Annotated in this window: 22 protein-coding genes and 1 riboswitch; of the genes, 15 read left to right on the top strand and 7 right to left on the bottom strand. The window is 64.2% G+C overall.

What is annotated here, in order from left to right; all coding sequences use genetic code 11:
* Positions 1-51: 51 nt before the first annotated feature.
* Positions 52-480 (top strand): type II toxin-antitoxin system RatA family toxin, encoded by a 429-nt coding sequence (locus ACVWWJ_RS13155; protein WP_456968208.1) that lies wholly within the window; start codon positions 52-54, stop codon positions 478-480.
* Positions 473-751: an RnfH family protein gene (locus ACVWWJ_RS13150; RefSeq protein ID WP_456968207.1), complete on the top strand. Its 279-nt coding sequence runs from the start codon at positions 473-475 to the stop codon at positions 749-751. Before ACVWWJ_RS13155 ends, ACVWWJ_RS13150 begins: the two co-directional genes overlap by 8 nt.
* A gap of 9 nt (positions 752-760) precedes the next feature.
* Here the strand turns inward: ACVWWJ_RS13150 and ACVWWJ_RS13145 are convergent, their stop codons facing one another.
* Positions 761-1,231 (bottom strand): outer membrane protein assembly factor BamE, encoded by a 471-nt coding sequence (locus tag ACVWWJ_RS13145; protein WP_159896526.1) that lies wholly within the window; start codon positions 1,229-1,231, stop codon positions 761-763.
* 72 nt (positions 1,232-1,303) lie between these two features.
* Between ACVWWJ_RS13145 and fur the strand changes: the two genes are divergently transcribed.
* A complete protein-coding gene (gene fur, locus ACVWWJ_RS13140; RefSeq protein ID WP_159896525.1) occupies positions 1,304-1,717 on the top strand; it encodes a ferric iron uptake transcriptional regulator in 414 nt (137 codons plus the stop codon).
* Between the two features lie 463 nt (positions 1,718-2,180).
* Here the strand turns inward: fur and ACVWWJ_RS13135 are convergent, their stop codons facing one another.
* Positions 2,181-3,800: an MASE1 domain-containing protein gene (locus ACVWWJ_RS13135; protein WP_159896636.1), complete on the bottom strand. Its 1,620-nt coding sequence runs from the start codon at positions 3,798-3,800 to the stop codon at positions 2,181-2,183.
* A gap of 87 nt (positions 3,801-3,887) precedes the next feature.
* Here ACVWWJ_RS13135 and ACVWWJ_RS13130 point away from each other — a divergent pair, with 87 nt between their 5' ends.
* Complete coding sequence (locus tag ACVWWJ_RS13130; RefSeq protein WP_159896634.1) at positions 3,888-4,517, top strand: response regulator transcription factor; 630 nt, start codon at positions 3,888-3,890, stop codon at positions 4,515-4,517.
* Between the two features lie 176 nt (positions 4,518-4,693).
* Here the strand turns inward: ACVWWJ_RS13130 and recN are convergent, their stop codons facing one another.
* On the bottom strand, positions 4,694-6,364 hold the full coding sequence (gene recN / locus ACVWWJ_RS13125) for a DNA repair protein RecN (protein ID WP_159896632.1): 1,671 nt from the start codon (positions 6,362-6,364) through the stop codon (positions 4,694-4,696).
* A gap of 132 nt (positions 6,365-6,496) precedes the next feature.
* Between recN and hrcA the strand changes: the two genes are divergently transcribed.
* The 6 genes from hrcA to ACVWWJ_RS13095 all read left to right on the top strand — a co-directional run bounded on the left by hrcA (position 6,497) and on the right by ACVWWJ_RS13095 (position 13,668).
* A complete protein-coding gene (gene hrcA / locus ACVWWJ_RS13120; RefSeq protein WP_456968206.1) occupies positions 6,497-7,558 on the top strand; it encodes a heat-inducible transcriptional repressor HrcA in 1,062 nt (353 codons plus the stop codon).
* An 86-nt stretch (positions 7,559-7,644) separates the two neighbouring features.
* Positions 7,645-8,181 carry a nucleotide exchange factor GrpE gene (grpE, locus tag ACVWWJ_RS13115; RefSeq protein WP_159896630.1) on the top strand — a complete coding sequence of 179 codons (537 nt, stop codon included), beginning with the start codon at positions 7,645-7,647 and terminating at the stop codon, positions 8,179-8,181.
* A 97-nt stretch (positions 8,182-8,278) separates the two neighbouring features.
* Complete coding sequence (gene dnaK / locus ACVWWJ_RS13110) at positions 8,279-10,204, top strand: molecular chaperone DnaK (protein ID WP_456969710.1); 1,926 nt, start codon at positions 8,279-8,281, stop codon at positions 10,202-10,204.
* 130 nt (positions 10,205-10,334) lie between these two features.
* Positions 10,335-11,465: a molecular chaperone DnaJ gene (gene dnaJ / locus ACVWWJ_RS13105; RefSeq protein WP_159896626.1), complete on the top strand. Its 1,131-nt coding sequence runs from the start codon at positions 10,335-10,337 to the stop codon at positions 11,463-11,465.
* 165 nt (positions 11,466-11,630) lie between these two features.
* Entirely contained in the window at positions 11,631-12,425 is a 795-nt protein-coding gene (dapB, locus tag ACVWWJ_RS13100; RefSeq protein ID WP_456968205.1) for a 4-hydroxy-tetrahydrodipicolinate reductase, read from the top strand.
* Between the two features lie 20 nt (positions 12,426-12,445).
* Positions 12,446-12,638: riboswitch (yybP-ykoY riboswitch) on the top strand.
* A gap of 19 nt (positions 12,639-12,657) precedes the next feature.
* Complete coding sequence (locus ACVWWJ_RS13095; RefSeq protein WP_159896640.1) at positions 12,658-13,668, top strand: sodium:calcium antiporter; 1,011 nt, start codon at positions 12,658-12,660, stop codon at positions 13,666-13,668.
* A 31-nt stretch (positions 13,669-13,699) separates the two neighbouring features.
* Here the strand turns inward: ACVWWJ_RS13095 and ACVWWJ_RS13090 are convergent, their stop codons facing one another.
* Positions 13,700-14,383 carry a 2OG-Fe(II) oxygenase gene (locus tag ACVWWJ_RS13090; protein ID WP_159896638.1) on the bottom strand — a complete coding sequence of 228 codons (684 nt, stop codon included), beginning with the start codon at positions 14,381-14,383 and terminating at the stop codon, positions 13,700-13,702.
* Positions 14,384-14,600: 217 nt separating this feature from the next.
* Here ACVWWJ_RS13090 and carA point away from each other — a divergent pair, with 217 nt between their 5' ends.
* Genes carA through greA form a run of 3 tightly spaced genes read left to right on the top strand, consistent with a single transcriptional unit; the run spans position 14,601 to position 19,500 of the window.
* The gene (gene carA / locus ACVWWJ_RS13085; RefSeq protein ID WP_159896467.1) at positions 14,601-15,743 is read left to right on the top strand and encodes a glutamine-hydrolyzing carbamoyl-phosphate synthase small subunit; all 1,143 of its coding nucleotides are present in this window, start codon (positions 14,601-14,603) and stop codon (positions 15,741-15,743) included.
* A gap of 53 nt (positions 15,744-15,796) precedes the next feature.
* Positions 15,797-19,024 carry a carbamoyl-phosphate synthase large subunit gene (carB, locus tag ACVWWJ_RS13080; protein WP_456968203.1) on the top strand — a complete coding sequence of 1,076 codons (3,228 nt, stop codon included), beginning with the start codon at positions 15,797-15,799 and terminating at the stop codon, positions 19,022-19,024.
* Positions 19,021-19,500, top strand: coding sequence for a transcription elongation factor GreA (gene greA / locus ACVWWJ_RS13075; RefSeq protein ID WP_159896471.1), 480 nt, complete (start codon positions 19,021-19,023; stop codon positions 19,498-19,500). The genes carB and greA overlap by 4 nt, the downstream gene beginning before the upstream one ends.
* Positions 19,501-19,709: 209 nt before the next feature.
* On the opposite strand, the gene ACVWWJ_RS13070 is transcribed toward greA, so the two are convergent.
* The 3 genes from ACVWWJ_RS13070 to ACVWWJ_RS13060 form a co-directional block, all read right to left on the bottom strand.
* On the bottom strand, positions 19,710-20,585 hold the full coding sequence (locus ACVWWJ_RS13070; protein ID WP_159896473.1) for an RNA polymerase sigma-70 factor: 876 nt from the start codon (positions 20,583-20,585) through the stop codon (positions 19,710-19,712).
* A gap of 90 nt (positions 20,586-20,675) precedes the next feature.
* A complete protein-coding gene (locus ACVWWJ_RS13065; RefSeq protein WP_456968202.1) occupies positions 20,676-21,110 on the bottom strand; it encodes a cupin domain-containing protein in 435 nt (144 codons plus the stop codon).
* Between the two features lie 60 nt (positions 21,111-21,170).
* Positions 21,171-21,644 carry a carboxymuconolactone decarboxylase family protein gene (locus ACVWWJ_RS13060; RefSeq protein WP_456968201.1) on the bottom strand — a complete coding sequence of 158 codons (474 nt, stop codon included), beginning with the start codon at positions 21,642-21,644 and terminating at the stop codon, positions 21,171-21,173.
* A gap of 188 nt (positions 21,645-21,832) precedes the next feature.
* On the opposite strand from ACVWWJ_RS13060, the gene ACVWWJ_RS13055 reads away from it, so the two are divergent.
* Together ACVWWJ_RS13055 and ACVWWJ_RS13050 are read left to right on the top strand one after the other, a co-directional pair.
* On the top strand, positions 21,833-22,072 hold the full coding sequence (locus tag ACVWWJ_RS13055; RefSeq protein ID WP_456968200.1) for a sigma factor-like helix-turn-helix DNA-binding protein: 240 nt from the start codon (positions 21,833-21,835) through the stop codon (positions 22,070-22,072).
* Positions 22,069-23,076 carry a LysR substrate-binding domain-containing protein gene (locus ACVWWJ_RS13050; protein ID WP_456968199.1) on the top strand — a complete coding sequence of 336 codons (1,008 nt, stop codon included), beginning with the start codon at positions 22,069-22,071 and terminating at the stop codon, positions 23,074-23,076. Before ACVWWJ_RS13055 ends, ACVWWJ_RS13050 begins: the two co-directional genes overlap by 4 nt.
* The last annotated feature ends 56 nt before the right edge of the window (positions 23,077-23,132 follow it).

Genomic DNA, 23,132 nt, shown 5'->3' with positions numbered 1-23,132 from the left:
TACAAGGCCGGCGGGTCCGTGAGCCGGCAAAAATGAGACGAGGTCTAAGCAGTGATTGAAATCCGCCGCAGTGCGATCGTGCCTTTCACGCCCGCGCAGATGTTCGACCTGGTCAACGATGTAGAAGCATACCCAAAGCGCTTCGGCTGGTGTGACGCCGCCGAGGTGCTCGAACGGGAAGACAACGTGCTGGTGGCCCGGCTGGATCTCAAGTTCGCCGGCCTGAAGCAGAGTTTCACCACCCGGAATACCACGGATAAGCCGCACAGCCTGGCCATGAAATTCGTAGAAGGCCCGTTTCGCTCGCTGGATGGGGTGTTTACCTTCCAGGCGCTTGGCGATGTGGGCTGCAAGATCGCCCTGGCACTGGACTTCGACTACGCCGGACTGGGTGGTTCGGTGCTTAGGATGGGATTCCAGCAGCTGGCCAACCGGATGGTCGATGACTTCTGTGACGAGGCGCGCCGCCAGTATGGCTGAGCTCGCCATCGAAGTGGCCTACGTCGGGCCGGAGGGGCAGGTAGTCCTGGCGCTGGCTGTCCCGTCAGGGACCACCGCGTGGCAGGCGGTCGAGCTGGCTCGAGGCGGATTGCCGGCCGGCGTGGCGCCGGACCCGGGTCGTCTGGGTATCTTCGCGAAGAAGGTAACCGCTGACCGTGTACTGGAGGAGGGCGACCGGGTGGAACTGTACCGGCCGCTCACACTCGACCCGATGGAAGCCAGGCGGCGCCGCGCAAAACGCGGCGCCTGAGAGCCTTTCTTACTTCTTGTCGTCCGACGAGCTGCCGCCGAAGATGCCGCCGTTGTCGTCATCCTTCTTGTCGTTGGCGCTGGTGTTCTTGTCACCCTTGGTGCCATTGACCGGGTCGTTCTTGTACTTCTTCGAGTCCTTCAGCAACTGCTGGGCATCCTGGGCGAAGAAATCGCCTTCGGTACGGACCAGGGTGTCGTTATTGAAGGTCAGGGTGAGCGTACGGGTGGTCATCTTCCCGCCACGATGCGCGAAGGTGGAGACGTAATCCCAACGATCGTTGTCAAACGGGGAGGCTACCGAAGGGGTGCCCAGCAGCACCAGAACCTGGCGCTTGGTCAGACCCGGCTGCAGCTGTTCGACGTTTTTCTTGTCGAGCAGGTTGCCCTGCTGCACGTCGGGGGTATAGATAAGGCCGCAGCCCGCGATGGCGAGCGCCATCATGGCCATACCCAGCGTGCGGCGAATGAGCTTTTGCATGCGTAGTAACGTCCGGATCGTGAAGCCTGCGATGATACACTAAGCGCCTGACGGCACCGCGAGGGGGTCTCTATGGACCAGGAAACAAAAGAACTCCGTAAAGCGGGGCTCAAAGTCACACATCCGCGCATGCGGATCCTGCAGATCTTCGAGGAGACGGAGCAACCCCATCTCACCGCCGAAGACATCTACAAGCGTCTGCTTGCGCACCAGGAAGACATCGGGCTTGCCACGGTGTATCGGGTGCTGACCCAGTTCGAAGCTGCTGGCATCGTCGAGAAGCACAACTTCGAGGGTGGGCAGGCCGTTTACGAGCTGGACCGCGGCAAGCATCATGACCACATGATCGATGTGGACAGCGGTAAGGTCATCGAGTTCATTAGTGAGGAGATCGAGCGCCTCCAGCATGAAATCGCGGATCGCCATGGCTACGTGATCGAAGATCACAGCCTGGTGCTCTATGTGCGGCCTAAGAAGAAGCGCTGAGGCGGGAAATCCGGCTTGGCAGATGAGAAGGGCTCCCGCGAGGGGGCCCTTTTTCTTTGCTGTAAATCTGGCTTTTTGGGGAGCCTGGTTTTTTTGGAGAGCCAGGCTTCCGTGGGAGCCTGGCTTTTGTGGAAGCCGGCTATGCCGGCGATGGGGGCTTGCGGGAACCGGGCTATCGCCGCTGAAGCGGCTCCCACAGTTGACTTGCAGTTGACCTGCTCTCGGATTTCCTTCGCCACAAATAAAAACGCCGCTAGCGGACTCCTGTCCACTAGCGGCTTGATCCGATGTTTCCATGGTTCGTGAATCGCGAGTTGCTCGCGAGACCCACGGGTCACCACTTCGCATCGGCGAGGCTGACATCCTGTCGCCTCATCAGGTCGATCGTCCCCACGACCGACCTGGGCTCACCGTCTCTCGACGGCGGCTCCCCCACATCGATGACGGAATCGTAACGAACGGTTCACTGACCCGGTATCGGAAAATTTCCTATGTGAGTTCCGATACTTGTGCTGCGTAGCAGCACGCGGAGGTGTAGTCCGATGGGTTCGGGACGTATCCGGAAGATGCCGCCGAGGGCCGTGATGCGGTCGCTCATACCCTGTAGGCCGCGCCCACCACCGTCTGTACGAATCGGCCTTGGGGTGGAGGGCAGGCCGGTACCGTCGTCACGGATGTCGAGAAGGGCCACCGGTCCGCTGTCACGAATGCCGATGCGCAGCCGCAATTTAAGTTCCTTCGCGCCCGAATGGCGGACCACATTGGTCGCACTTTCCTGCACGACACGATAAATCGCGGTCAGTGTGTCGTCGTCGAGCAGCCTCGGTTCGCCTCGAAGGTCGGTCACATAATGAATGCCAGCAGCCGTGAGCATGTCGCGTACCGGGCCTTCATCCAGTGCCCGTAGCAACCCGAATTCGTCGAGAACGGAGGGGCGGAGGCTGTCCAGCATTTTGTGCAGGGCCCGGCGCATGTGGCCGAGGATGCCGTTGATGGAGGCACCGATGTCGTCGAGGCCGGCGCTGCCGAGCCGTGCCTGGGCCAGCTTGAGGTGGGTCTGGATGGCGGTGAGGTTCTGGCCCAGCTCGTCGTGGAGCTCGGCGGCCATGTGCTTGCGCAGGTCTTCTTCGGCCTGCAGGTTGCCGCGCGCGGCGTCACGTAGCTGCCGGGCCAACTGGTCGAGGCGCTGGTTGGCAGCGGCCAGATGGGTGTTCTGTTGGGCGACCCGCTCGCTGCTTCGACGCAGGGCGTCCGTCGCGGCACCGAGCATGAGGGTGCCGGTGCCGGCCACGGCGAGGAAAAGGTGGGCGGCGGCCGTCGGTGCACCGCGGCCGATCATGTCTTCGGTGACGTTGAGGCCGACGCTGGTGATCAGCATGGCAAGGCCGGCGCCGCGCCAGCCATGACGGAAGGCGAAGAACAGCACCGGGGCCAGCGAGAGCACCCGGGCAAACTGCGGCTGGGGCGAATACTCGGCGAGGGTCACCAGGATCGCCAGCGAAGGCAGCATCACCAGCAGGCCGTCGAGCATCAGCTCGGCCAGGGCGGACTGGGTGGGCCGCTCGCGGAAGATCAGGATCATGACCGGTACGACGAGCAGCACGCCCAGATAGTTGCCGAGCAGGTCGCTGCCGAAGGTGGTGCCGAGCATCTCGACCGGCGCCGCCGGATGCAGCGAGGCCATCATCGCGGCGTTGCCGGCGGTGGCGACCGTGGCCGTGACCATGGCCGACAACAGCAGGCGGGCGACGTCTTCCGGGGTATTGAGGCTGGCGTGCAGATGGGCGCGACGGAGCAGCCAGAGGCAGGCGGCGACCATCAGGGGCTCGGGGGCATCGCCCAGCACGAAGCCGGCGCCGCCGATGGGCAGGCCGCTACGCCACTCGCAGAAGGCGCTGGCCAGGATCTCGGCGCCGAGGATCCAGAACCAGTTGCGCGTGCGCATGAGAAGCAGGGCGCCGAAGCGCAGGCCGAACGGCAGCACCCAATAAGGCTGTTCCGTCGGCCACAGCAGGATCCAGGCTGCAGCGTAGGCGAGGGCGAACAGAGGGCCGGCGAACCGGGAGACGGCATTTAGTCGCATTCCCCGAATGTTACACGCCGAACCTCGAATCACGTTGCACGCTTCCACCCATACGCACGCGTCGGGCGAGCCTGCTACATTCTGTCCATGCCAAGAATCGTCCTTGTAGATGACCACGCCATCGTTCGTGAGGGTTTCAAACGCCTCATCGAGCTGGAACCTGACCTCGACGTCGTCGCCGAGGCCAAGAATGCCGACGAGGCTGTCGACGCTGTCACCCAGCATCTGCCCGATCTGGTGGCCGTGGACCTGTCGCTGCCCGATGGCAGCGGCCTGCCGTTGATCGAGCACCTGGCCAGCATTTCGCCGGAAATGAAGATCGTCGTGCTGAGCATGCACGATGGTGAACCCTACGTTTCCGAGGCCTTGCGCCGCGGGGCGCGGGGTTACGTGACCAAGGGCGTCGCGCCTGAGGAACTCGTCGTAGCGGTCCGAGCCGTGCTGGCCGGCGAGCAGTACCTGAGCTCGGATCTGCGTGAGCGTCGCTCGGGTCGGTCGTCGGTGGACCTTGATCCATTCAGCAGGTTGACGGCGCGAGAGCGTGAGGTCTTCCTCCTGTTGGCAGCTGGCCGGGCGCCTAAGCAGGTGGCCGCGGAGCTGGGTATCGGGCAGAAGACAATCTATATCCACCGCGCCGCGGTGATGAACAAGCTCAACGCGGGGTCGGAACTCGACCTTTATCGTATGGCGCAGGAGCGGGGGCTCATTCGCGCCTGACGGGCTGGCTACCTTTTGGGGGCCGGCTCTCTGTGGGGGCCGGCTAGGCCGACGATGGGGGTTGGTGCAACCTGGCTATCGCCGCTGAAGCGGCTCCCACACAACGCGCCTCCAGACAGGGCGCCTCCCCGCGCAGCAGCGCCTAACCCGGTGCCTGGCACGCCCCAGCACGGCTCTTAGCCCTGTGCGCGGTCGAGCATCTTTTTGGCGTGGGCGCGCGTTTCCTTCGTGATTTCCACGCCGCCGAGCATGCGCGAGAGTTCGTCGCGGCGGCCGGCGGCATCCAGGGTGTGAATACGCGTGCGGGTGGCTTCGCCGTCGGTTTCCTTGGCGACCTGCAGGTGCGCGTGACCCTGCGCGGCCACTTGGGGCAGGTGGGTGACACACATGACTTGTACCCTCTCGCCGAGGGCGCGGAGCTTCTGGCCGACCACTTCGGCGACGGCGCCGCCGATGCCGGTATCCACCTCGTCGAAGATCATGCAGCCGATATTGTCGTTGCCGAGCGTGGCTACTTCGATGGCCAGGCTGATGCGGGCGAGCTCGCCGCCCGAGGCTACCTTGCGCAGCGGACGCGGCGGCTGGCCGGGGTTCGCGCTGACCAGGAGTTCGCAGCGTTCGCGGCCCTGCGGGTCGGGTTCGTTGCCGTCGACGCGTTCCAGCGAGACTTCCAGGCGGCCGCCGGCCATGCCGAGCTCGCCCATCAATGCGGCTACCGAGGTGCCCAGGCGACCTGCGGCTTCCGCGCGCGCCTTGGAGAGGGCGGCGGCGGCTTCGTCGTGAGCCTTGGCCAGGCGGTCCCGCTCGCGTCCGAGGCGGTCGAGCGCGTCGCCGGCGCCTTCGAGTTCGCCCAGGCGTTCGCGGATTTCTTCAGCCTTTACCGTCAATTCCTCGATCGGCAGCCGGTAACGGCGCGAGAGGTCGTGCAGGTGGGTGAGCTGGGTGTCGACCTCGGCAAGGCGCTCCGGGTCCAGTTCGACGTCCTGGGCGTAGCGCCCGAGCCCATCGACGGCTTCGCCGATCTGGATCTGCGCGCTGTCGAGGAGCTCGAGGGTCGGTATCAAGGAAGCATCCAGCTCGGCCAGACGCGACAGCTCGGCGTGGGCGCGGAGCAGGGCACGCCCCACGGCGAACTCGCTTTCGCCGTCGAGGATCTCGACCACGCCGTTGGCACCTTCGGCCAGTCGACCGGCGTTGGCGAGCCGGCGGTGCTGCGCTTCGAGCTCATCCAGTGCCGCGGGGGTCAACGCCCAGCGATCCAGTTCTTCCAGTTCATGGGCCAGCAGTTCGATCTGGCGCTCGCGATCGTCGCCACCGGAGAGGGTGCGGATGCGGGCAACTGCCTCGCGCCAGGACTTCGCCGTTTCGCGGACGCTGGTCTGGAGCACTTCGTTGCCGGCGTAGGCGTCGAGCAGGGCCATCTGGTGCTGGCGCGAGAGCAGGGCCTGGTGTTCGTGCTGGCCGTGGATCTCGACGATAAGCGCGGCCAGGGCGGACATCTGCGCGAGGCTGGCGGGCCGGCCGTTGATCCAGCCACGCGAGCTGCCTTCAACGCGGATCACCCGGCGCAGCTGGCAGGTCTCGCCGTCGTCCAGTTCCTCCTGGCGCAGCCAGTCGGTGGCCTCCGGCAGGCCGGTGAGGTCGAATTCCGCAGCGAGCTCGGCGCGGTCGCTGCCTGAGCGCACCATGCCGCTGTCGGCGCGGGCGCCGGCGAGCAGCATCAGGGCGTCCACGAGCAGGGACTTGCCGGCCCCGGTCTCGCCACTGACCACGGTGAGCCCTGGCCCGAAGGCAATCTCGGCTTCTTCGACGACGGCGAACTGACGGACGTAGAGCGAGGTGAGCATGGCTACCGATGGCGGCGGATGGAATCGCGCCGATTGTAGCGGCAGGCGCGTCGCAGAAGCCGAGACTTGCAACAGGAGCGTGTAGACCTTATTGATAGCCCGACGAACCAACCCTCCGGCCCGCCCACGCGCATGAATCCGTTTTCCGGTCACGACATCGATGCACGCGCGCGCCGGCTGCTGCGTACCCTGATCTCTCAATACCTGTCAGACGGTGAGCCGGTCGGCTCACGCACGCTGGCGAAGTCGTCCGGCCTGGAAGTCAGTCCGGCGACCATCCGCAACATCATGGCCGACCTCGAAGAGGCCGGGCTGGTCTCCTCGCCCCATACGTCGGCGGGCAGAATCCCCACGCCGCGCGGCCTGCGCCTGTTCGTCGACAGCCTGCTGGAGCTCAAGCCGCTGCCGCGCGACGAGATGGCTCGCCTGCAGGGCGGACTGCCGCCGCACCAGACGACCACGCGCGACCTGCTCGGCAACGTGTCGCACCTGCTCTCGGCGATGACCCATTTCGCCGGCGTGGTCACCGTGCCCCGGCAGGGCGACTTTCCGCTTCGTCATATCGATTTCGTCAATTTGCCCGACGCGCGGGTGCTGGTGATCCTGGTGTTCTCCGATAACCAGGTGCAGAACCGCGTGGTCCAGCTGGCCAAGCCACTGGAATCGGCGGAGCTGGAGCAAGCCGCCAACTACCTCAATGCCCAGTTCGCCGGTTTCCGCCTGGTCGATATCCGCGCGCATCTGGCGACCGAACTACGCGAGGCCGGGGGCGAGATCAATCGCCTGCTCAACGGGGTCGTCGAACTGGCCACGGCCTCGTTCAGCGCCGAAGAGGACGCGGACGACGTGCTGGTGAGCGGTCAGACCAATCTGATGGGGTATTCCGAGCTCGCTGATATAGAGCGACTCCGCGATCTTTTTGACGCTTTCCAGCAAAAGCGTGACCTCCTGCAGCTCATGGAGATGTGCGTCAAAGCCCCGGGCGTACGTCTGTTCATCGGCGAGGAGTCGGGCTTTTCCGCTCTCGACGGATGCAGCATCGTCACCGCCACCTACGGCACGAACGGCAGAATGCTAGGCGCGATCGGAGTTATTGGACCGACGCGTATGGCATATGAGCGGGTCATCCCAGTCGTACAAGCGACTGCCGGACTGCTCAGTGATGCCTTGAATCGCGCCGCGGCGACCTCATAAACCGCCACGGGAGGCGGGTTTAGTATTTCCCGCGAATGTTCGGCCCTTCCTCGGAGGGGTCGGGACGCTGACATTTGGAGCAAGTAATGCAAAACAACGATCCCCACGTGCCGGATCCGGCGCAGGACGGCGGTGTGGCCGACAACGGCGTCAATGCCGAGATCGAGGCCCTGAACATCAAGCTGGCCGCGATGGAAACCGAACTGGCTCAGGCGCGCGAGACGGTGCTGCGCGAAAAGGCGGAGATCGAGAACCAGCGCCGCCGCATGCAGCGCGACATCGACCAGGCTCGCCGCTTCGCCAACGAGAAGCTGCTGGCCGAGCTTCTGCCGGTGTACGACGGCATCGCTCTTGGCCTGGCCAATCAGGCAGCCGATGCGAAGACGCTGCGAGAAGGTCTGGATATGTCGCTGAAGCAGCTGGAAAAGGTCACCCAGTCCAACGGACTGTCCGTGGTCGACCCGCTGCACCAGCCGTTCAATCCGGAGCACCACCAGGCCATCAGCTCGGTCGAGTCGAACGAGCACGCGCCGAACACCGTCGTCGCCGTGGTCCAGAAGGGCTTCGTGCTGAACGACCGTCTGCTGCGTCCGGCGCTCGTCGCCGTGGTGCGCGACAACTGAACAGCTTCACCAAAGATATTGAATCGATGGGGGTTACCCCCATTTTCCAAAACAGTAGCGGCCGCGGGGGCCGCATGAAATTCGGAGCAACGTGACTATGGGCAAGATCATCGGTATCGACCTCGGTACGACCAATTCCTGTGTAGCAGTAATGGAAGGTTCGACCGCACGCGTCATCGAGAATGCAGAGGGCGATCGCACCACGCCGTCCATCGTGGCTTTCACCAAGGACAACGAAGTCCTCGTGGGCGCGCCGGCCAAGCGCCAGAGCGTGACGAACCCCAAGAACACCTTCTACGCCGTCAAGCGCCTCATCGGCCGCAAGTTCACCGACGCGGAAGTCCAGAAAGACCTGAAGCTGGTCCCCTACGGCATCGTTGCGCATGACAACGGCGACGCATGGGTGCAGACCGCCGACGGCAAGAAGATGGCGCCGCAGGAGATCTCCTCGAAGGTGCTGATGAAGATGAAGAAGACCGCCGAGGACTTCCTCGGTGAGGCCGTGACCGAAGCGGTCATCACGGTCCCGGCTTACTTCAACGACAGCCAGCGCCAGGCCACCAAGGACGCAGGCAAGATCGCCGGCCTCGACGTCAAGCGCATCATCAACGAGCCGACGGCGGCTGCCCTGGCCTATGGCCTGGACAAGACCGACGCACGCGACCGCAAGATCGCCGTGTATGACCTTGGTGGCGGCACGTTCGACGTCTCGATCATCGAGATCGCCAACGTCGACGGCGAGAAGCAGTTCGAAGTGCTGTCCACCAACGGCAACACCTTCCTCGGTGGCGAAGACTTCGACAACCGCGTCATCGATTACCTCGTGGAAGAGTTCAAGAAGGAGCAGGGCATCGACCTGCGCCAGGACCAGCTCGCCCTGCAGCGTCTGAAGGACGCCGCCGAGCGCGCGAAAATCGAGCTCTCCTCGGCTCACCAGACCGACGTGAACCTGCCGTACGTCACCGCCGATGCTTCGGGTCCGAAGCATCTGAACATCAAGCTGACGCGCGCGAAGCTCGAGTCGCTGGTGGAAGACCTGGTCAAGGGCACGATCGATCCGTGCCGCACCGCGCTGAACGATGCCGGCCTGAAGATCTCGGACATCCACGAGGTGATCCTCGTCGGTGGCCAGACCCGCATGCCCAAGGTGCAGGAAGCCGTGAAGGACTTCTTCGGCCGTGAGCCGCGCAAGGACGTCAACCCGGATGAAGCCGTCGCCGTCGGCGCCGCGATCCAGGGCGGCGTGCTGGGCGGTACCGTCAAGGACGTCCTCCTGCTCGACGTTACCCCGCTGTCGCTCGGTATCGAGACGATGGGCGGTGTGATGACCAAGCTGATCGAGAAGAACACCACGGTGCCGACCAAGGCCTCGCAGACCTTCTCGACCGCCGACGACAACCAGACCGCTGTCACCGTGCACGTGCTGCAGGGCGAGCGCGAGCGTGCCAATGCGAATAAGTCGCTGGGTAAGTTCGACCTCTCCGGCATCCGTTCCGCCCCGCGCGGTCAGCCGCAGATCGAAGTGACCTTCGACATCGACGCCAACGGCATCCTGCACGTGTCGGCTAAGGACAAGGACACCGGCAAGGAACAGAAGATCGAGATCAAGGCCGGTTCGGGCCTCTCGGACGAAGAAGTCCAGCGCATGGTGGCGGACGCGGAAGCGAACCGCGAAGAAGACAAGAAGTTCCACGAGCTCGTGCAGGTGCGCAACCGCGGTGACCAGCTGGTCCACGCCACGCGCAGCCAGCTGAAGGAGCACGGCGGCAAGATCCCGGCCGAGCAGCTTGCCGGTATCGACAGCGCGGTCTCCGATCTGGAGAAGGCACTGGGTGGCGAAGACAAGGACGCGATCGAGTCGAAGATCACGAACCTCGAGAACGTTGCCCAGGCGCTTGCTGCCGCCGCTCAGTCCAGCGGCGCGCAGGACACCGCGCAGCAGTCGGCTCCGGGTGGTGGTTCGGCCCAGCCGGACGACGTGGTCGACGCCGAGTTCACCGAAGTCAAGGACGAGAAGAAGTAATTCTTCCTCGGCAAGCAACGACGCGCCGCGGGCTCGATGCCCGCGGTGCGGTACTGACGGTTAACCGGAACGATCGCGCCGAGGGGTAACCCGCCGGCGCGTTCGTCCGTCCAGGGAAAGCGAACGTGTAATGAGCAAGCGCGACTACTACGAAATTCTCGGTGTCGAACGCACCGTGACCGAGGGTGACCTCAAGAAGACCTTTCGTCGCGTCGCGATGAAGTACCACCCTGACCGCAATCCGGACGATCCGGAAGCGATCGACAAATTCAAGGAAGCCAAAGAGGCTTACGAAGTGCTGGCCGATGCGCAGAAGCGCGCGATGTACGACCAGCACGGGCACGCTGCCTTCGAAGGTGGCGGGGCCGGTCGTGGCGGTGGCGCCGGTTTCGGCGACGTCGGCGATATCTTCGGCGACATCTTTGGTGACATATTCGGCGGCGGTGGCGCGGGTCGCCAGCGCGCGCGTCGTGGCGCGGACCTCCGCTACATGATGGATCTGGATCTCGAAGAAGCCGTGTTCGGCATCGAGAAGAAGATCGAAGTGCCGACCCAGGTCAATTGCCACCACTGCAACGGTTCCGGCTCGGAAGACGGCAAGGTGTCCAAGTGCAGCACCTGCGCCGGTCACGGCCGCGTGCGCATGCAGAACGGCATCTTCTCCATCCAGCAGGCTTGCCCGACATGTCATGGCTCCGGCCAGAAGATCGACAAGCCCTGCAAGAAGTGCCACGGCGAAGGCCGCCTCGAGGAAGAGCGCACGCTGTCAGTGCGGATTCCCGCGGGCGTCGACAACGGCGATCGCATTCGTCTCACGGGGCAGGGCGAAGCCGGCCCGGCCGGCGCACCGTCGGGCGACCTGTACGTCGAAGTGCGTGTGCGCGAACACGCGATCTTCCAGCGTGACGGCAGCGACCTGTACTGCGAAGTGCCGATTCGTTTCGCGCAGGCAGCGCTCGGTACCGACCTCATGGTGCCGACGCTCGAAGGCGAGATCCCGGTCAGTGTGCCGCCCGAGACGCAGACGGGTCATCAGTTCCGCATGCGCGGCCGTGGTGTGAAGTCGGTGCGTGGCGGTCGCACGGGCGACCTCATCTGCACTGTCGTCGTCGAGACTCCGGTCCGCCTGACGAAGGAACAGCGCGACCTGCTCACGCAGCTCGAAGCCACTTTCGTCGGCGAAGACGCAGCAAAGCACACGCCGCGCTCAACGACCTTCATCGACGGTGTAAAGGATTTCTGGTCGAAGGTGACCTCCTAAGTGTAGGAGCCGCTTCATGTGGGAGCCGCTTCAGCGGCGATGCTTCTGCTCTGCAGGAATCGCCGCTGAAGCGGCTCCCACAAAAAAGGGAATCCACATGAGGCGGCTCCCACACGACGCGACCATCGACTAGGATTGCCTTCCCGCATTTCGAAGGCACTCCCCATGACTCGTCCCGCCCGTCTCGCCATCAGCGGCGCCTCCGGTCGCATGGGCACTGCCTTGCTCAACCTCGTGCGCGAGGACGAGCGCTTCGAGCTCGCTCGCGCCATTGTCTCGTCTTCGTCGCCGCGTCTGGGCAAGGCGGCCTTTGGCGACGTCTCCGCGTTGCGCTTCACTGACTGGGTCGACCCCGGTGACATCGATGTCGTCATCGACTTCAGTGGGCCGGAAGGTCTCGTTGCCGCGCTCGACTACTGCGAAGCCTCGGGCGCTTCGCTCGTCACCGGCACGACCGGCCTCGAACCTGCTCTCGAAGAACGACTGACCAAGGCGGCCGAGCGCATCGCGATACTGCGTGCCGCCAACTTCAGTCTCGGCGTCGCCGTGCTTACACGCCTGCTGCGCGAAGCCGCCGCGGCGCTGCCGGGTTGGGACCTGGACATCGTCGAAGCGCATCACGGCCGCAAGGAAGACGCACCCTCCGGCACGGCGCTGGCGCTCGGTCATGCCGCCGCTGCCGGCCGTGGCGCCACGCTCGAGGAACTGGCTGTGTATTCGCGCGAAGGCCGTCCGGGCGCGCGTAAGAACGGCACGATCGGCTTTGCCGTGGTGCGCGGCGGCGACATCGTTGGCGAGCACCAGGCCTTGCTGATGGGGCAGGGCGAGCGCATCGAACTGGCGCACCGCGCGACGGACCGCTCGATATTCGCCCGCGGGGCGCTGGAAGCTGCCAACTGGATCGCCGGCCGGGCGCCGGGTTCGTGGTCCATTGAAGACGTGATCGCCAGCAAGATGTAGGAGTGCGTGTTAACATTCGCGCCGAAGTCATTGGGGAGTAGCCATCCTCTGCCCCGAGGAGTTCGCGTCAACACACTTGGTGGCCTTGTGCCCCATGGCGCGAACGGCACAGCGCCCGGAGAGTGCGCTGCCCGCCCGGCGAGACCTTTGGCCAGCGACATGCTTACCCGGGCCGGGCGAGCGGTGTGGCTGTGCCATCGGTATGTCTCGCTCGCCCGGCCTTAGACAAAACATGCTGCTGACATGCTTTCTGTTCCTGGTTTCGGCCGGGGCTATCTATTTCGCCTGCGAATACTTCGTCAATGGTGTCGAATGGTTTGGGCGAAAGCTCAATCTCGGCGCCACGGCGACCGGTACGGTGCTTGCCGCCTTCGGCACGGCGCTGCCGGAAAGTGCGGTGACCTTCGTCGCCGTGATGTTCGGCAAGACGCCTGAGGCCAAGGACATCGGCGTCGGCGCGGCCCTCGGCGGTCCGCTGGTGCTCGCCACGATAGCCTATGCGGTGGTCGGATTTGCTTTATATGCAGGCCGTAAGCGATTGAAAAGGCCGGATACGCGGGTCCGTGTGGACAACAAGCGCCTGGCCCGCGACCAGTCCTGGTTCCTCGCCATCTTCGTCGTGAAGGTGGGCCTCGGCCTCGTCGCCTTCGCGTGGAAGCCCTGGCTGGGCGTGCTCTTCCTGCTGGCCTACGTGGCCTACGTCTGGCGCGAGATGCGTGACGACACCAGTGCCCCCGAGGGCGAGGACGAACTCGAGCCACTAACTTTCCGGCCGCATGACGCCAATCCTTCGATGAACTGGGTGATGCTGCAGACGGGCCTCGCCCTGGTCGTCATCGCCGTCGCTTCGCGCACTTTTGTCTGGCAGCTGGAGGCATTCGGTGACTTCTTCCACCTGTCGCCGCACATCGTGGCGCTGGTGCTGAGCCCGGTCGCGACCGAGCTGCCTGAGACCGTCAATGCGCTGATCTGGGTACGGCAAGGCAAGGAACGGCTGGCCCTGGCGAACATCTCTGGCGCCATGATGATTCAGGCGACGATTCCCAGTTCACTTGCCCTGTTCGCTACCCCGTGGCTGTTCGATACGCCGCTGATCGTGGCGGGCATCATCACGATGGTGGCGGTGGTGGCGCTGTGGGCGATGTTCCGGCGCGGGGCGGTGGAAGCCCGCTGGCTGATGCCGATCGGCGGGCTTTATGGGGTGTTCGCGGTGTTCGTCGGCTGGTGGTTCGGAACGCACTGAGCATGCGGCTCCCACAAGGGCCGGCTACCTCTTAATCCGGGTGGCTGGCGCTGCGGTCGCGGCCGGCGCCGTGCTGGCGGTCGAGTTTGCCGAAGATCTTCTTGAAGACCCGGGAGAACTTGCCCCGCTTGGTCTTGCGGGCCTTTTCTTCTTCCGAGGTCAGCCAGGCGACCTGGATGACCCGGCGCTCGCCTTCATAGGGAAGGTGGCCGTGGAAGGAGTTTTCAGAGCGACGGAAGACGGCGAACTCGCCGTAGAGCGGCTTGAGCTCCGGCGCCACGGTGTCGTCGATGTTGTCGATGGAGGCCAGGAAGCGCAGGCAGCCGTCGCTGGTGTCCGGCCACATCGGGTTGAGGTAGATGAGCGCCGTGGCGATCTTCGACTTGCTGTCCGTGTGGATGGTGCCGTGGCGGCGATTGAGCAGCCGGCACAGGGTAACCAGGGTGGGGTAGTCCTCCAGACCCGGAATGCCGAGACGGCGCCCGATAGCGGCTGAAAAGTCCCGGGAAGTCATCTGTCCGACCAGCTCGTTCACCGACGGGCCGCAGTCGCTGGCGTCGTAGGGGAAGAACCCGGCGCTGGTGTACTGGGGGAAATCCCGCTCCAGTTCGTTGCGCGATTCGTCCGGTAACTGGCCATGGGCGATCATGAACGAAAACGGCTCATGCCGGATATCGGTGTCGGGACGCTCCAGTCGGGCGGGGTCGAGCAGCATGCGGGCGGATCTCGGGTAGGTACCTCGGGCGTCATTGTATCGTGTCAGGCAGGGTTGCCAGCGATTTTTCCTACATGGGCGTTCATCGTTTTCCGATGGACAAAACCCGCCTTCACACCTATCATTCATACCCGCCCAACGATCCCTTATCCCCAAGGCCCACGAGCCGCTCTAAGCAGGCTTGCGGGCTTTGCTGCACCTGAAGGCGGCCCATCCCATGCGTACTCCTGCTCTGCTTGCTCTCGAAGACGGCAGCGTTTTTCACGGCCACTCGGTCGGTGCACGAGGCGAAACGATTGGCGAGGTGGTGTTCAACACCGCCATGACCGGTTATCAGGAAATCCTGACCGACCCCTCGTACTCCCGCCAGATCGTCACGCTGACGTATCCCCATATCGGTAACACAGGCACCAACGACGTCGACGTTGAGGCCGACCGCGTTCACGCGGCGGGCCTGATCGTGCGCGACGTGCCGCGTCTGGCCAGTAACTGGCGCAGTACCGAGCCGCTGCCGCATTACCTCGAACGCCACAACGTCGTCGCGATCGCCGGTATCGACACGCGTCGCCTCACGCGCATCCTTCGCGAGAAGGGCGCGCTGAACGGCTGCATCGTCGCCGGTGATGCGATCGACGTGGACGCCGCGGTTGCCAAGGCGAAGTCCTTCCCGGGCCTCAACGGCATGGACCTGGCCAAGGTGGTCAGCACCACCAAGACCTACCAGTGGAGCGAGGGTACCTACGACCTCGACAAGCAGGCCTTCTTCAACGCGCCGAAGAAATTCCGCGTGGTGGCCTACGACTACGGCGTGAAGCAGAACATCCTGCGTCTGCTCGCGCATCGCGGCGTCGACATCACGGTGGTTCCGGCGCAGACCCCGGCCTCCGAAGTGCTCGCCATGAATCCGGATGGCATCTTCCTGGCCAACGGCCCGGGTGATCCGGCTGCCTGCGACTACGCGATCGAAGCGACCAAGCAGATCCTCGAAACGAAGATCCCGCTGTTCGGCATCTGCCTGGGCCACCAGATTCTCGCGCTGGCCATCGGCGCAAAGACGCTGAAGATGAAGTTCGGCCACCACGGCGCGAACCACCCGGTGAAGGATCTCGATACCGGCCGTGTGCTGATCAGCTCGCAGAACCACGGTTTCGCGGTGGATGCGGAAACGCTGCCAGCCAACGTGCGCGTGACGCACACCTCGTTGTTCGACGGTTCCCTGCAGGGCTTCGCGCTCACGGATCGCCCGGCGTTCTGCTTCCAGGGCCATCCGGAAGCCAGCCCGGGTCCCGAAGACGTCGGCTACCTGTTCGACACGTTCATTGCCTCGATGGAAGAGCACAAGGCCAAGCGCGCGTCCTGACGCGCAGCTAGCCCAGTCCACTCACCCATCAGCTTCGATTCGCGAGAGAAATCATGCCCAAGCGCACAGACATCAAGACCATCCTCGTCATCGGTGCCGGCCCGATCGTCATCGGCCAGGCCTGTGAGTTCGACTACTCCGGCGCCCAGGCCTGCAAGGCGCTGAAGGAAGAGGGTTACCGCGTCGTCCTGGTCAATTCGAACCCGGCGACGATCATGACCGACCCGGAGACGGCCCACGCCGTCTACATCGAGCCGATCAACTGGCAGACCGTGGAACGCATCATCGCCAAGGAGCGTCCGGACGCGGTGCTGCCGACGATGGGCGGCCAGACCGGCCTCAACTGCGCGCTCGACCTCGCCGACAACGGCGTGCTCGAGAAGTACAACGTCGAGCTGATCGGCGCGTCGCGCGAAGCCATCCGCATGGCCGAAGACCGCAACCTGTTCCGCCACGCCATGGCCGACATCGGCCTGGACTGCCCGAAAGCGGAAGTAGCGCGCTCGATGGAACAGGCGCTGGAAATCCAGACCACCGTCGGCTTCCCGACCATCATCCGCCCGAGCTTCACGCTCGGCGGTTCGGGTGGCGGCATCGCGTACAACAAGGAAGAGTTCATCGAGATCGTCGGTCGCGGCCTCGAACTCTCGCCCGTGCACGAAGTGCTCGTGGAAGAGTCGGTGCTGGGCTGGAAGGAATTCGAGATGGAAGTGGTCCGCGACAAGGCGGACAACTGCATCATCGTCTGCTCGATCGAGAACTTCGATCCGATGGGCGTGCACACCGGCGACTCGATCACCGTCGCGCCGGCGCAGACGCTTACGGACAAGGAATACCAGCGACTGCGTAACGCCTCCATCGCGGTGCTGCGCAAGATCGGCGTCGACACCGGCGGCTCCAACGTGCAGTTCGGCATCAATGCCGAAGACGGTCGCGTCGTCGTCATCGAGATGAATCCGCGTGTGTCGCGTTCGTCGGCGCTGGCCTCCAAGGCCACGGGCTTCCCGATCGCCAAGGTCGCCGCCAAGCTCGCCGTCGGCTACACGCTGGACGAACTGCGCAACGACATCACCGGTGGTCTCACGCCGGCCTCGTTCGAGCCCTCCATCGATTACGTCGTCACCAAGATTCCGCGCTTCGCCTTCGAGAAGTTCCCGACCGCCGACGCGCGCCTCACCACTCAGATGAAGTCGGTGGGCGAGGTGATGGCGATGGGCCGCACCTTCCACGAGTCGCTGCAAAAAGCCTTGCGCGGCCTGGAAATTGGCAAGACCGGTCTCAACCCGACCGGCCTGGACATCGGCAGTGAAGAGGGCTTCCTGACGCTCAAGCGCGAGCTGCGCGAACCGCGTCCGGACCGCGTCTTCCACGTCGCCGACGCCTTCCGCGCCGGCCTGTCGCTGGAAGAAGTACACGACCTCACGCGCATCGATCCGTGGTTCCTTGCCGCGTTCGAAGACATCGTGATGACCGAAGGCGAGATGCAGCGCCAGGGCCTCACCGCGCTCAACGCCGATCGCATCCGCGAACTCAAGCGCATGGGCTTCTCGGATGCGCGCATGGCCGAGATGGTCGGTACGGACGAGAACGCGATGCGCCACCTGCGTCATACGCTGGGCGTACGCCCGGTGTACAAGCGCGTCGACTCCTGCGCTGCCGAGTTCGCCACCACCACCGCGTACATGTATTCCACATACGAGGAGGAGTGCGAAGCGAACCCGACCAACCGTGACAAGATCATGGTGCTCGGCGGTGGTCCCAACCGCATCGGCCAGGGTATCGAGTTCGACTACTGCTGCGTGCACGCGGCGCTCGCCCTGCGCGAAGATGGTTACGAAACCATCATGGTCAACTGCAACCCGGAAACCGTCTCGACGGATTACGACACCTCCGACCGCCTGTACTTCGAATCGCTGACGCTGGAAGACGTGCTCGAGATCGTCGACCTCGAAAAGCCGAAGGGCGTCATCGTGCAGTACGGCGGCCAGACCCCGCTGAAGCTGGCGCGTGCGCTCGAAGCCGCTGGCGTGCCGGTGATCGGTACCAATGCCGAGTCGATCGACCTGGCTGAGGACCGTGAGCGCTTCCAGCACCTGATCACCAAGCTCGACCTCAAGCAGCCGCCGAACCGCACTGCGCGCAACGCCGACGAAGCGCTGGCCCTGGCCCGCGAGATCGGTTACCCGCTGGTCGTGCGCCCGAGCTACGTGCTCGGCGGCCGCGCCATGGAAATCGTCTACGCCGACGCCGACCTCTCGCGTTACATCCGCGACGCCGTGCAGGTCTCCAACGATTCACCGGTGCTGCTCGACCGCTTCCTCGACCACGCCGTGGAAGTGGACGTGGACATCGTGGCGGATGCCGACGGCAACGTACTCGTTGGCGGCATCATGGAGCACATCGAGGAAGCCGGCGTGCATTCGGGCGACTCCTCGTGCTCGCTGCCCCCGTACTCGCTCTCGCAGGAAGTGCAGGACGAAATGCGCCGCCAGGTCACCCTGCTGGCGCGTGAGCTTAAGGTCGTCGGCCTGATGAACACGCAGTTCGCCATCCAGGGCGACGACGTCTTCATCCTCGAAGTGAATCCACGCGCCTCGCGTACGGTGCCCTTCGTCTGCAAGGCCACCGGCATGTCGCTGGCGAAGATCGCCGCGCGCGCCATGGCTGGTCGCACGCTCATCGAGCAGGGCGCGACGAAGGAAATCATCCCGTCGTACTACTCGGTGAAGGAAGCGATTTTCCCGTTCCTTAAGTTCCAGAATGTCGATCCGATCCTCGGTCCCGAGATGAAGTCCACGGGCGAGGTGATGGGCGTAGGCCGCACGTTCGGCGCCGCGTTCGCACGTGGCCACGAAGCCGCGGGCATCAAGGCTCCGCCGAAGGGGAAGGTGTTCATGTCGGTGCGCGATGCCGACAAGGACCGCCTGCTCCCGATCGCCAAGGACGTGGCCGAGCGCGGCTACGTCGTGGTCGCGACCTCAGGTACGGCGAAGTTCCTGCAGGACAACGGTGTCGCCTGCGAGCGCATCAACAAGGTGCTCGAGGGTCGCCCGCACATCGTCGACCTGATCAAGAACGGCGAAGTGGTCTATATCGTCAACACGACGGAAGGCAAGCAGGCCATCTCCGACTCGTTCTCGATCCGCCGTGAAGCGCTGCAGCAGCGCGTCACGTATTCCACGACGGTCGCAGGCGCGCGTGCCCTGGTGCACTCGCTCGACTTCCACGCCAATGGCGAGGTCAATAGCCTGCAGGATCTGCACAAGGAGCTGAACGCATGACCAGTCGTCCTCCCATGACCCAGAAGGGCGCCGATCGCCTGCGTCTGGAACTGGAGCACATGAAGGGGCCGAAGCGGCAGGGCATCATCGCCGCCGTGGCCGAGGCTCGTGCGCATGGCGATCTCAAGGAGAACGCCGAGTACCATGCCGCCCGCGAGGAGCACGGTTTCAACGAGGGTCGCATCGCCGAGCTGGAAGCGGCGCTGTCGAACTCGGAGATCATCGACACCGAGCGCCTCACCGTCGGCACGCGCATCGTTTTCGGCGCCATCGTCGACCTGATCGACGTGGATACGGATACGCCCGTGACCTACCAGATCGTTGGCGATGTCGAGGCCGACATCAAGAAGGGTCTGATCGCGGTGTCGTCGCCGATCGCGCGTGCACTGATCGGCAAGAGCGAAGGCGACGAGTTCGATTTTACTGCGCCGAATGGTGTGAAGACGTATTCGATCGAGAAAGTGCGCTATAGCTGATCGTCTTTTTCATGCTACGAAAGACAAGCCCCTCTTTGAGGGGCTTTGTTTTTTTGTAGGAGCCGATTCATCGGCGATGGGTGCTTGCGGTAGTCCGGCCCGCTGCCGCGGGATCGCCGCTGAAGCGGCTCCCACAGGAATCGGCTCTCACGGGAAGCGGCTTGCAGGGGAATCGGCTGCCACGGGGAGCGGCTCCCGCAAAAGGCGGGTTAGTGGAGGGCTTGCAGGATGCGCTCCAGCTTGTCGGGATTGCGCTGCACGTGGATCTGGGTGATGTGCTCGCCGTCGATGACGTAGGTCTGCACGGACTCCAGCGCGCCGTTGAGGTAGCGCAGCAGGGAGGCTTCGCCGTTGATGGTGGCGAGCTCCAGGCGCAGGCCGTATTTGTAGCGAAGGTTCGCTGCGTAGAAGAGCTGGGCGATACGCTGGCCGCCGACCATCGGTTTCGGGAAGCTGGTGACCTTACCGCCACCGTCGCCCATGAGCACGGCGTGCGGCGCGAGCATCGACCGGATGGCGGAGAAGTCGCCGGCGGAAAGGGCGCCGGCGAAGCGATGCATGAGCTCGCGGTGTGCGTCGGGCGTCACCGACTGGCGGGGCCGTTCGTCGCGGATCTGGTCCTTGGCGCGATGGACGAGCTGCCGGCAGGCCGCTTCGGTCTTGCCCAGGGTCTGCGCGATCTCGGGATAGTCGGAGTCGAGGACTTCGCGCAGGACGAAGGCAGCCCGTGCCTCGGGGGTCAGGCGCTCCAGGAGAAGCAGAAAAGCCACCGAGACGTCGCTGGACAGTTCCTGCAGGGATTCAGGCGAGGAAGACTCGCCGGTCAACATCGGTTCGGGCAGCCAGATGCCCGCGTAATGCTCGCGACGCGCCTTCGCAGCTCGCAGGCGGTCGATGGCGCGCCGCGTGGTGGCGGTCACCAGCCAGGCCTCGGCGTTCTCGATAGAAGCCTGGGTAGCGTCATTCCAGCTGATCCAGACATCCTGCACGACATCCTCGGACTCGGACACGGAGCCGAGCATCCGATAGGCGATGCCATGCAGGCGCGGGCGGAGCCCGGTGAAAGTAGCGGTTGCTTCGTTCATAGACACTAAGACGTTGCTCCCCGGGTCTGTGTGACAGGGTACGTCAGTCGAACGGGCGCGACTTGGCGAAGCTACCTCACCGGGAGGCCCTCAGTGGACGAGGGTGAGCACCGGCGCGTTCTGCTTCTTGAGCAGGAACACCACGAACTTCGCCGGCTCGGTCTTGCTGGCGTTGCGGCCGACGGTGTGGACGTCGTTCGGACCTTCGTAGAAGGTGTCGCCGGCCTTCAGCACCTGCTCCTTCTGCCCCTTCACGCCCATGATGATCGAGCCTTCGAGCACGTAGACGATAGCGTGGGCGTCATGGCGGTGGACGGGGTCCACGGCACCCGGCGGGTAGTCGACCGTAATGGTGAGGATCTCCTTGCCCGGATAATCGGGAAGGGCCTTGGTCATGTTCTCGGTCACTTTGGCCTGCGGCGCCGATGCGTCGCCATGGGCGGTCGCGTCGTGGACGGCGTCATGGGCGGCGGCGCTGCCGGTGATCAGCAGCAGGAGCAGGGCGAGCATCTTGAAGTGTCGCATCGTGGTTTCCTCGTCATGTGGGAAGGGCGGGGCGACGTGCGCCCCGCCACGGGGGCCGCCTCAGGAGAGGCCAGACTTGTCCAGACCGTAGGCCTTGTCGTAAATGCCCGGCTCGACCTGGAAGGCGACGTTCACGCGATTCCAGCCATTGATGGCCATGACAGAAAATGTCAGGTCGGATATTTCTTTTTCGGAAAGCTGCGTGCGCACGCGCTCGTAGGTCTCATCGGCGACGCCGTGGGCAGGGATCTGCGTCAGTACTTCGGCCCACGCCAGGCAGGCGCGCTCGCGCGGCGTGAACAGGGTGGATTCACGCCAGATGGCGACATGGTGCAGGCGCAGCGCCCGCTCACCGTGGATGGTCGCGTGCTTGACGTGCATGTCCACGCAGAACGCGCAGCCGTTGATCTGGGAAACGCGCAGCTGGATCAGTTCGCGAATGGATTCCTCGATGGACGAGTGGCTCAGCGCCATGCTGAATTCGAGAAACTTCTTCGCCAGTTCCGGGGACTGCTTCTGGTAGTCGACGCGCATTGGCACAACCTCGTGGGTGTCAGGGTAGGGGGTCGAGTCAAAGGTTAGGTATGCCTGCACCACCCCGGTAGATCCGTGGGTGGGACTAGCGTGTTGCGTCGCAGGCACCAATGCGTGGAGCTCAGTGCTTCCCATATGAAAACTTTGCTTCGCTGTCACAAGTGGACCGGCTACCGCGTCTGTTGTTTATGGACGAACTGAAAGACGCACCTGATGTGGTCTGGGCGGGGTTGCTGGCTTCACTGGATCAGCTGCCTGCGGACGCGCGTATTGCTTTCCTTCTGAGCGAGGTGTTCGACATGCGCGCGGAGGACGTGGCGGCCCTGATAGGCAGCGATGCCGCCCGCTGTCGCGAGCTCATCGAGCACGCGCGTACCCGCATCCAGTCCGTCCGCCACGAGCACAAAGAACGCGGAGGCAACCTATGACTATCGACCGATTGGGCCACATCGTCACCGACCCGTCGGATGCACTGGCCTCGAGTTTTTCCGCAAGTTACGCGGGTGTGATCGCCTTCATCGCGGTGGTCAATGAAGGCAGTTTCGCCAGGGCAGCCGACCGGCTTGGCATCGGTCGGTCGGCGGTCAGCCGCAGTGTTCAGAAGCTGGAAGGGCAGGTGGGCGCACGACTGTTCATTCGTACCACGCGCAGTAACGCGCTGACCCGCGAGGGAGAGATTTTCTTCGAGAACTGCAAGCCCGGCGTCGACCGAATCACCCAGGCGCTGTCAGACATGCAGGAGCTGCGTGAGGGGCCGCCACGCGGGCAGCTGCGTATCAGCTCCGCCGTCGGCTTCGGCCGCAAGGTCGTGGCGCCGCTGCTCAACGGCTTTCGCGATCTCTATCCGGATATCGCGGTAGACCTGATTCTCGACGACCACGCCGCGGACTTCACTGCCGACCAGATCGACGTTTCATTTCGCAACGGGCGGATGGAAGACAGTCAGGTCATCGCGCGACAACTGATTCCCATGCAGATGATCGTCTGCGCCTCGCCGGGCTATGCCGAAGCACGCGGTCTGCCCCGAAGCGTGGCCGAACTGACCGACCATGAATGCCTCAACTTCCGGCTGGCCTCCGGGCGTATCCACGAGTGGGAATTCAAGGTCGAGGGACGTCTGCAGAAGCTGATGCCCAAGGCCATGCTTACCTTCAACGACACCGACCTCCTGATGGAAGCGGCACTCGACGGACGCGGCCTCGTGCAGCTGGCGGCCTACCAGGTGTGCGAGCACTTGCGGGCCGGGAGGCTCGTGGCCTGTCTTCCGCAGCATGCGCCGGACGATCGTGGCCACTACATCTGCTACCTCAGCCGCCAGCAATTGCCCTCGCGTATCCGCGTCTTCCTCGACTACATGATCACTCGTGTACGTGCGCTGGACCTGCAGTGCATGGGCGATCTGACGATTGGTGCATCAGAAGCAACACGGTAGTCCCGGCCAGGGTTCTACCGGCCGGCACCGCAGCAGCCTAATGTTTCCACACAACG

This window comes from Luteibacter sp. HA06, from assembly GCF_054061215.1.
Note: the sequence above shows the minus strand (reverse complement) of the source record. Positions and strands in the feature narration are given on the sequence as shown.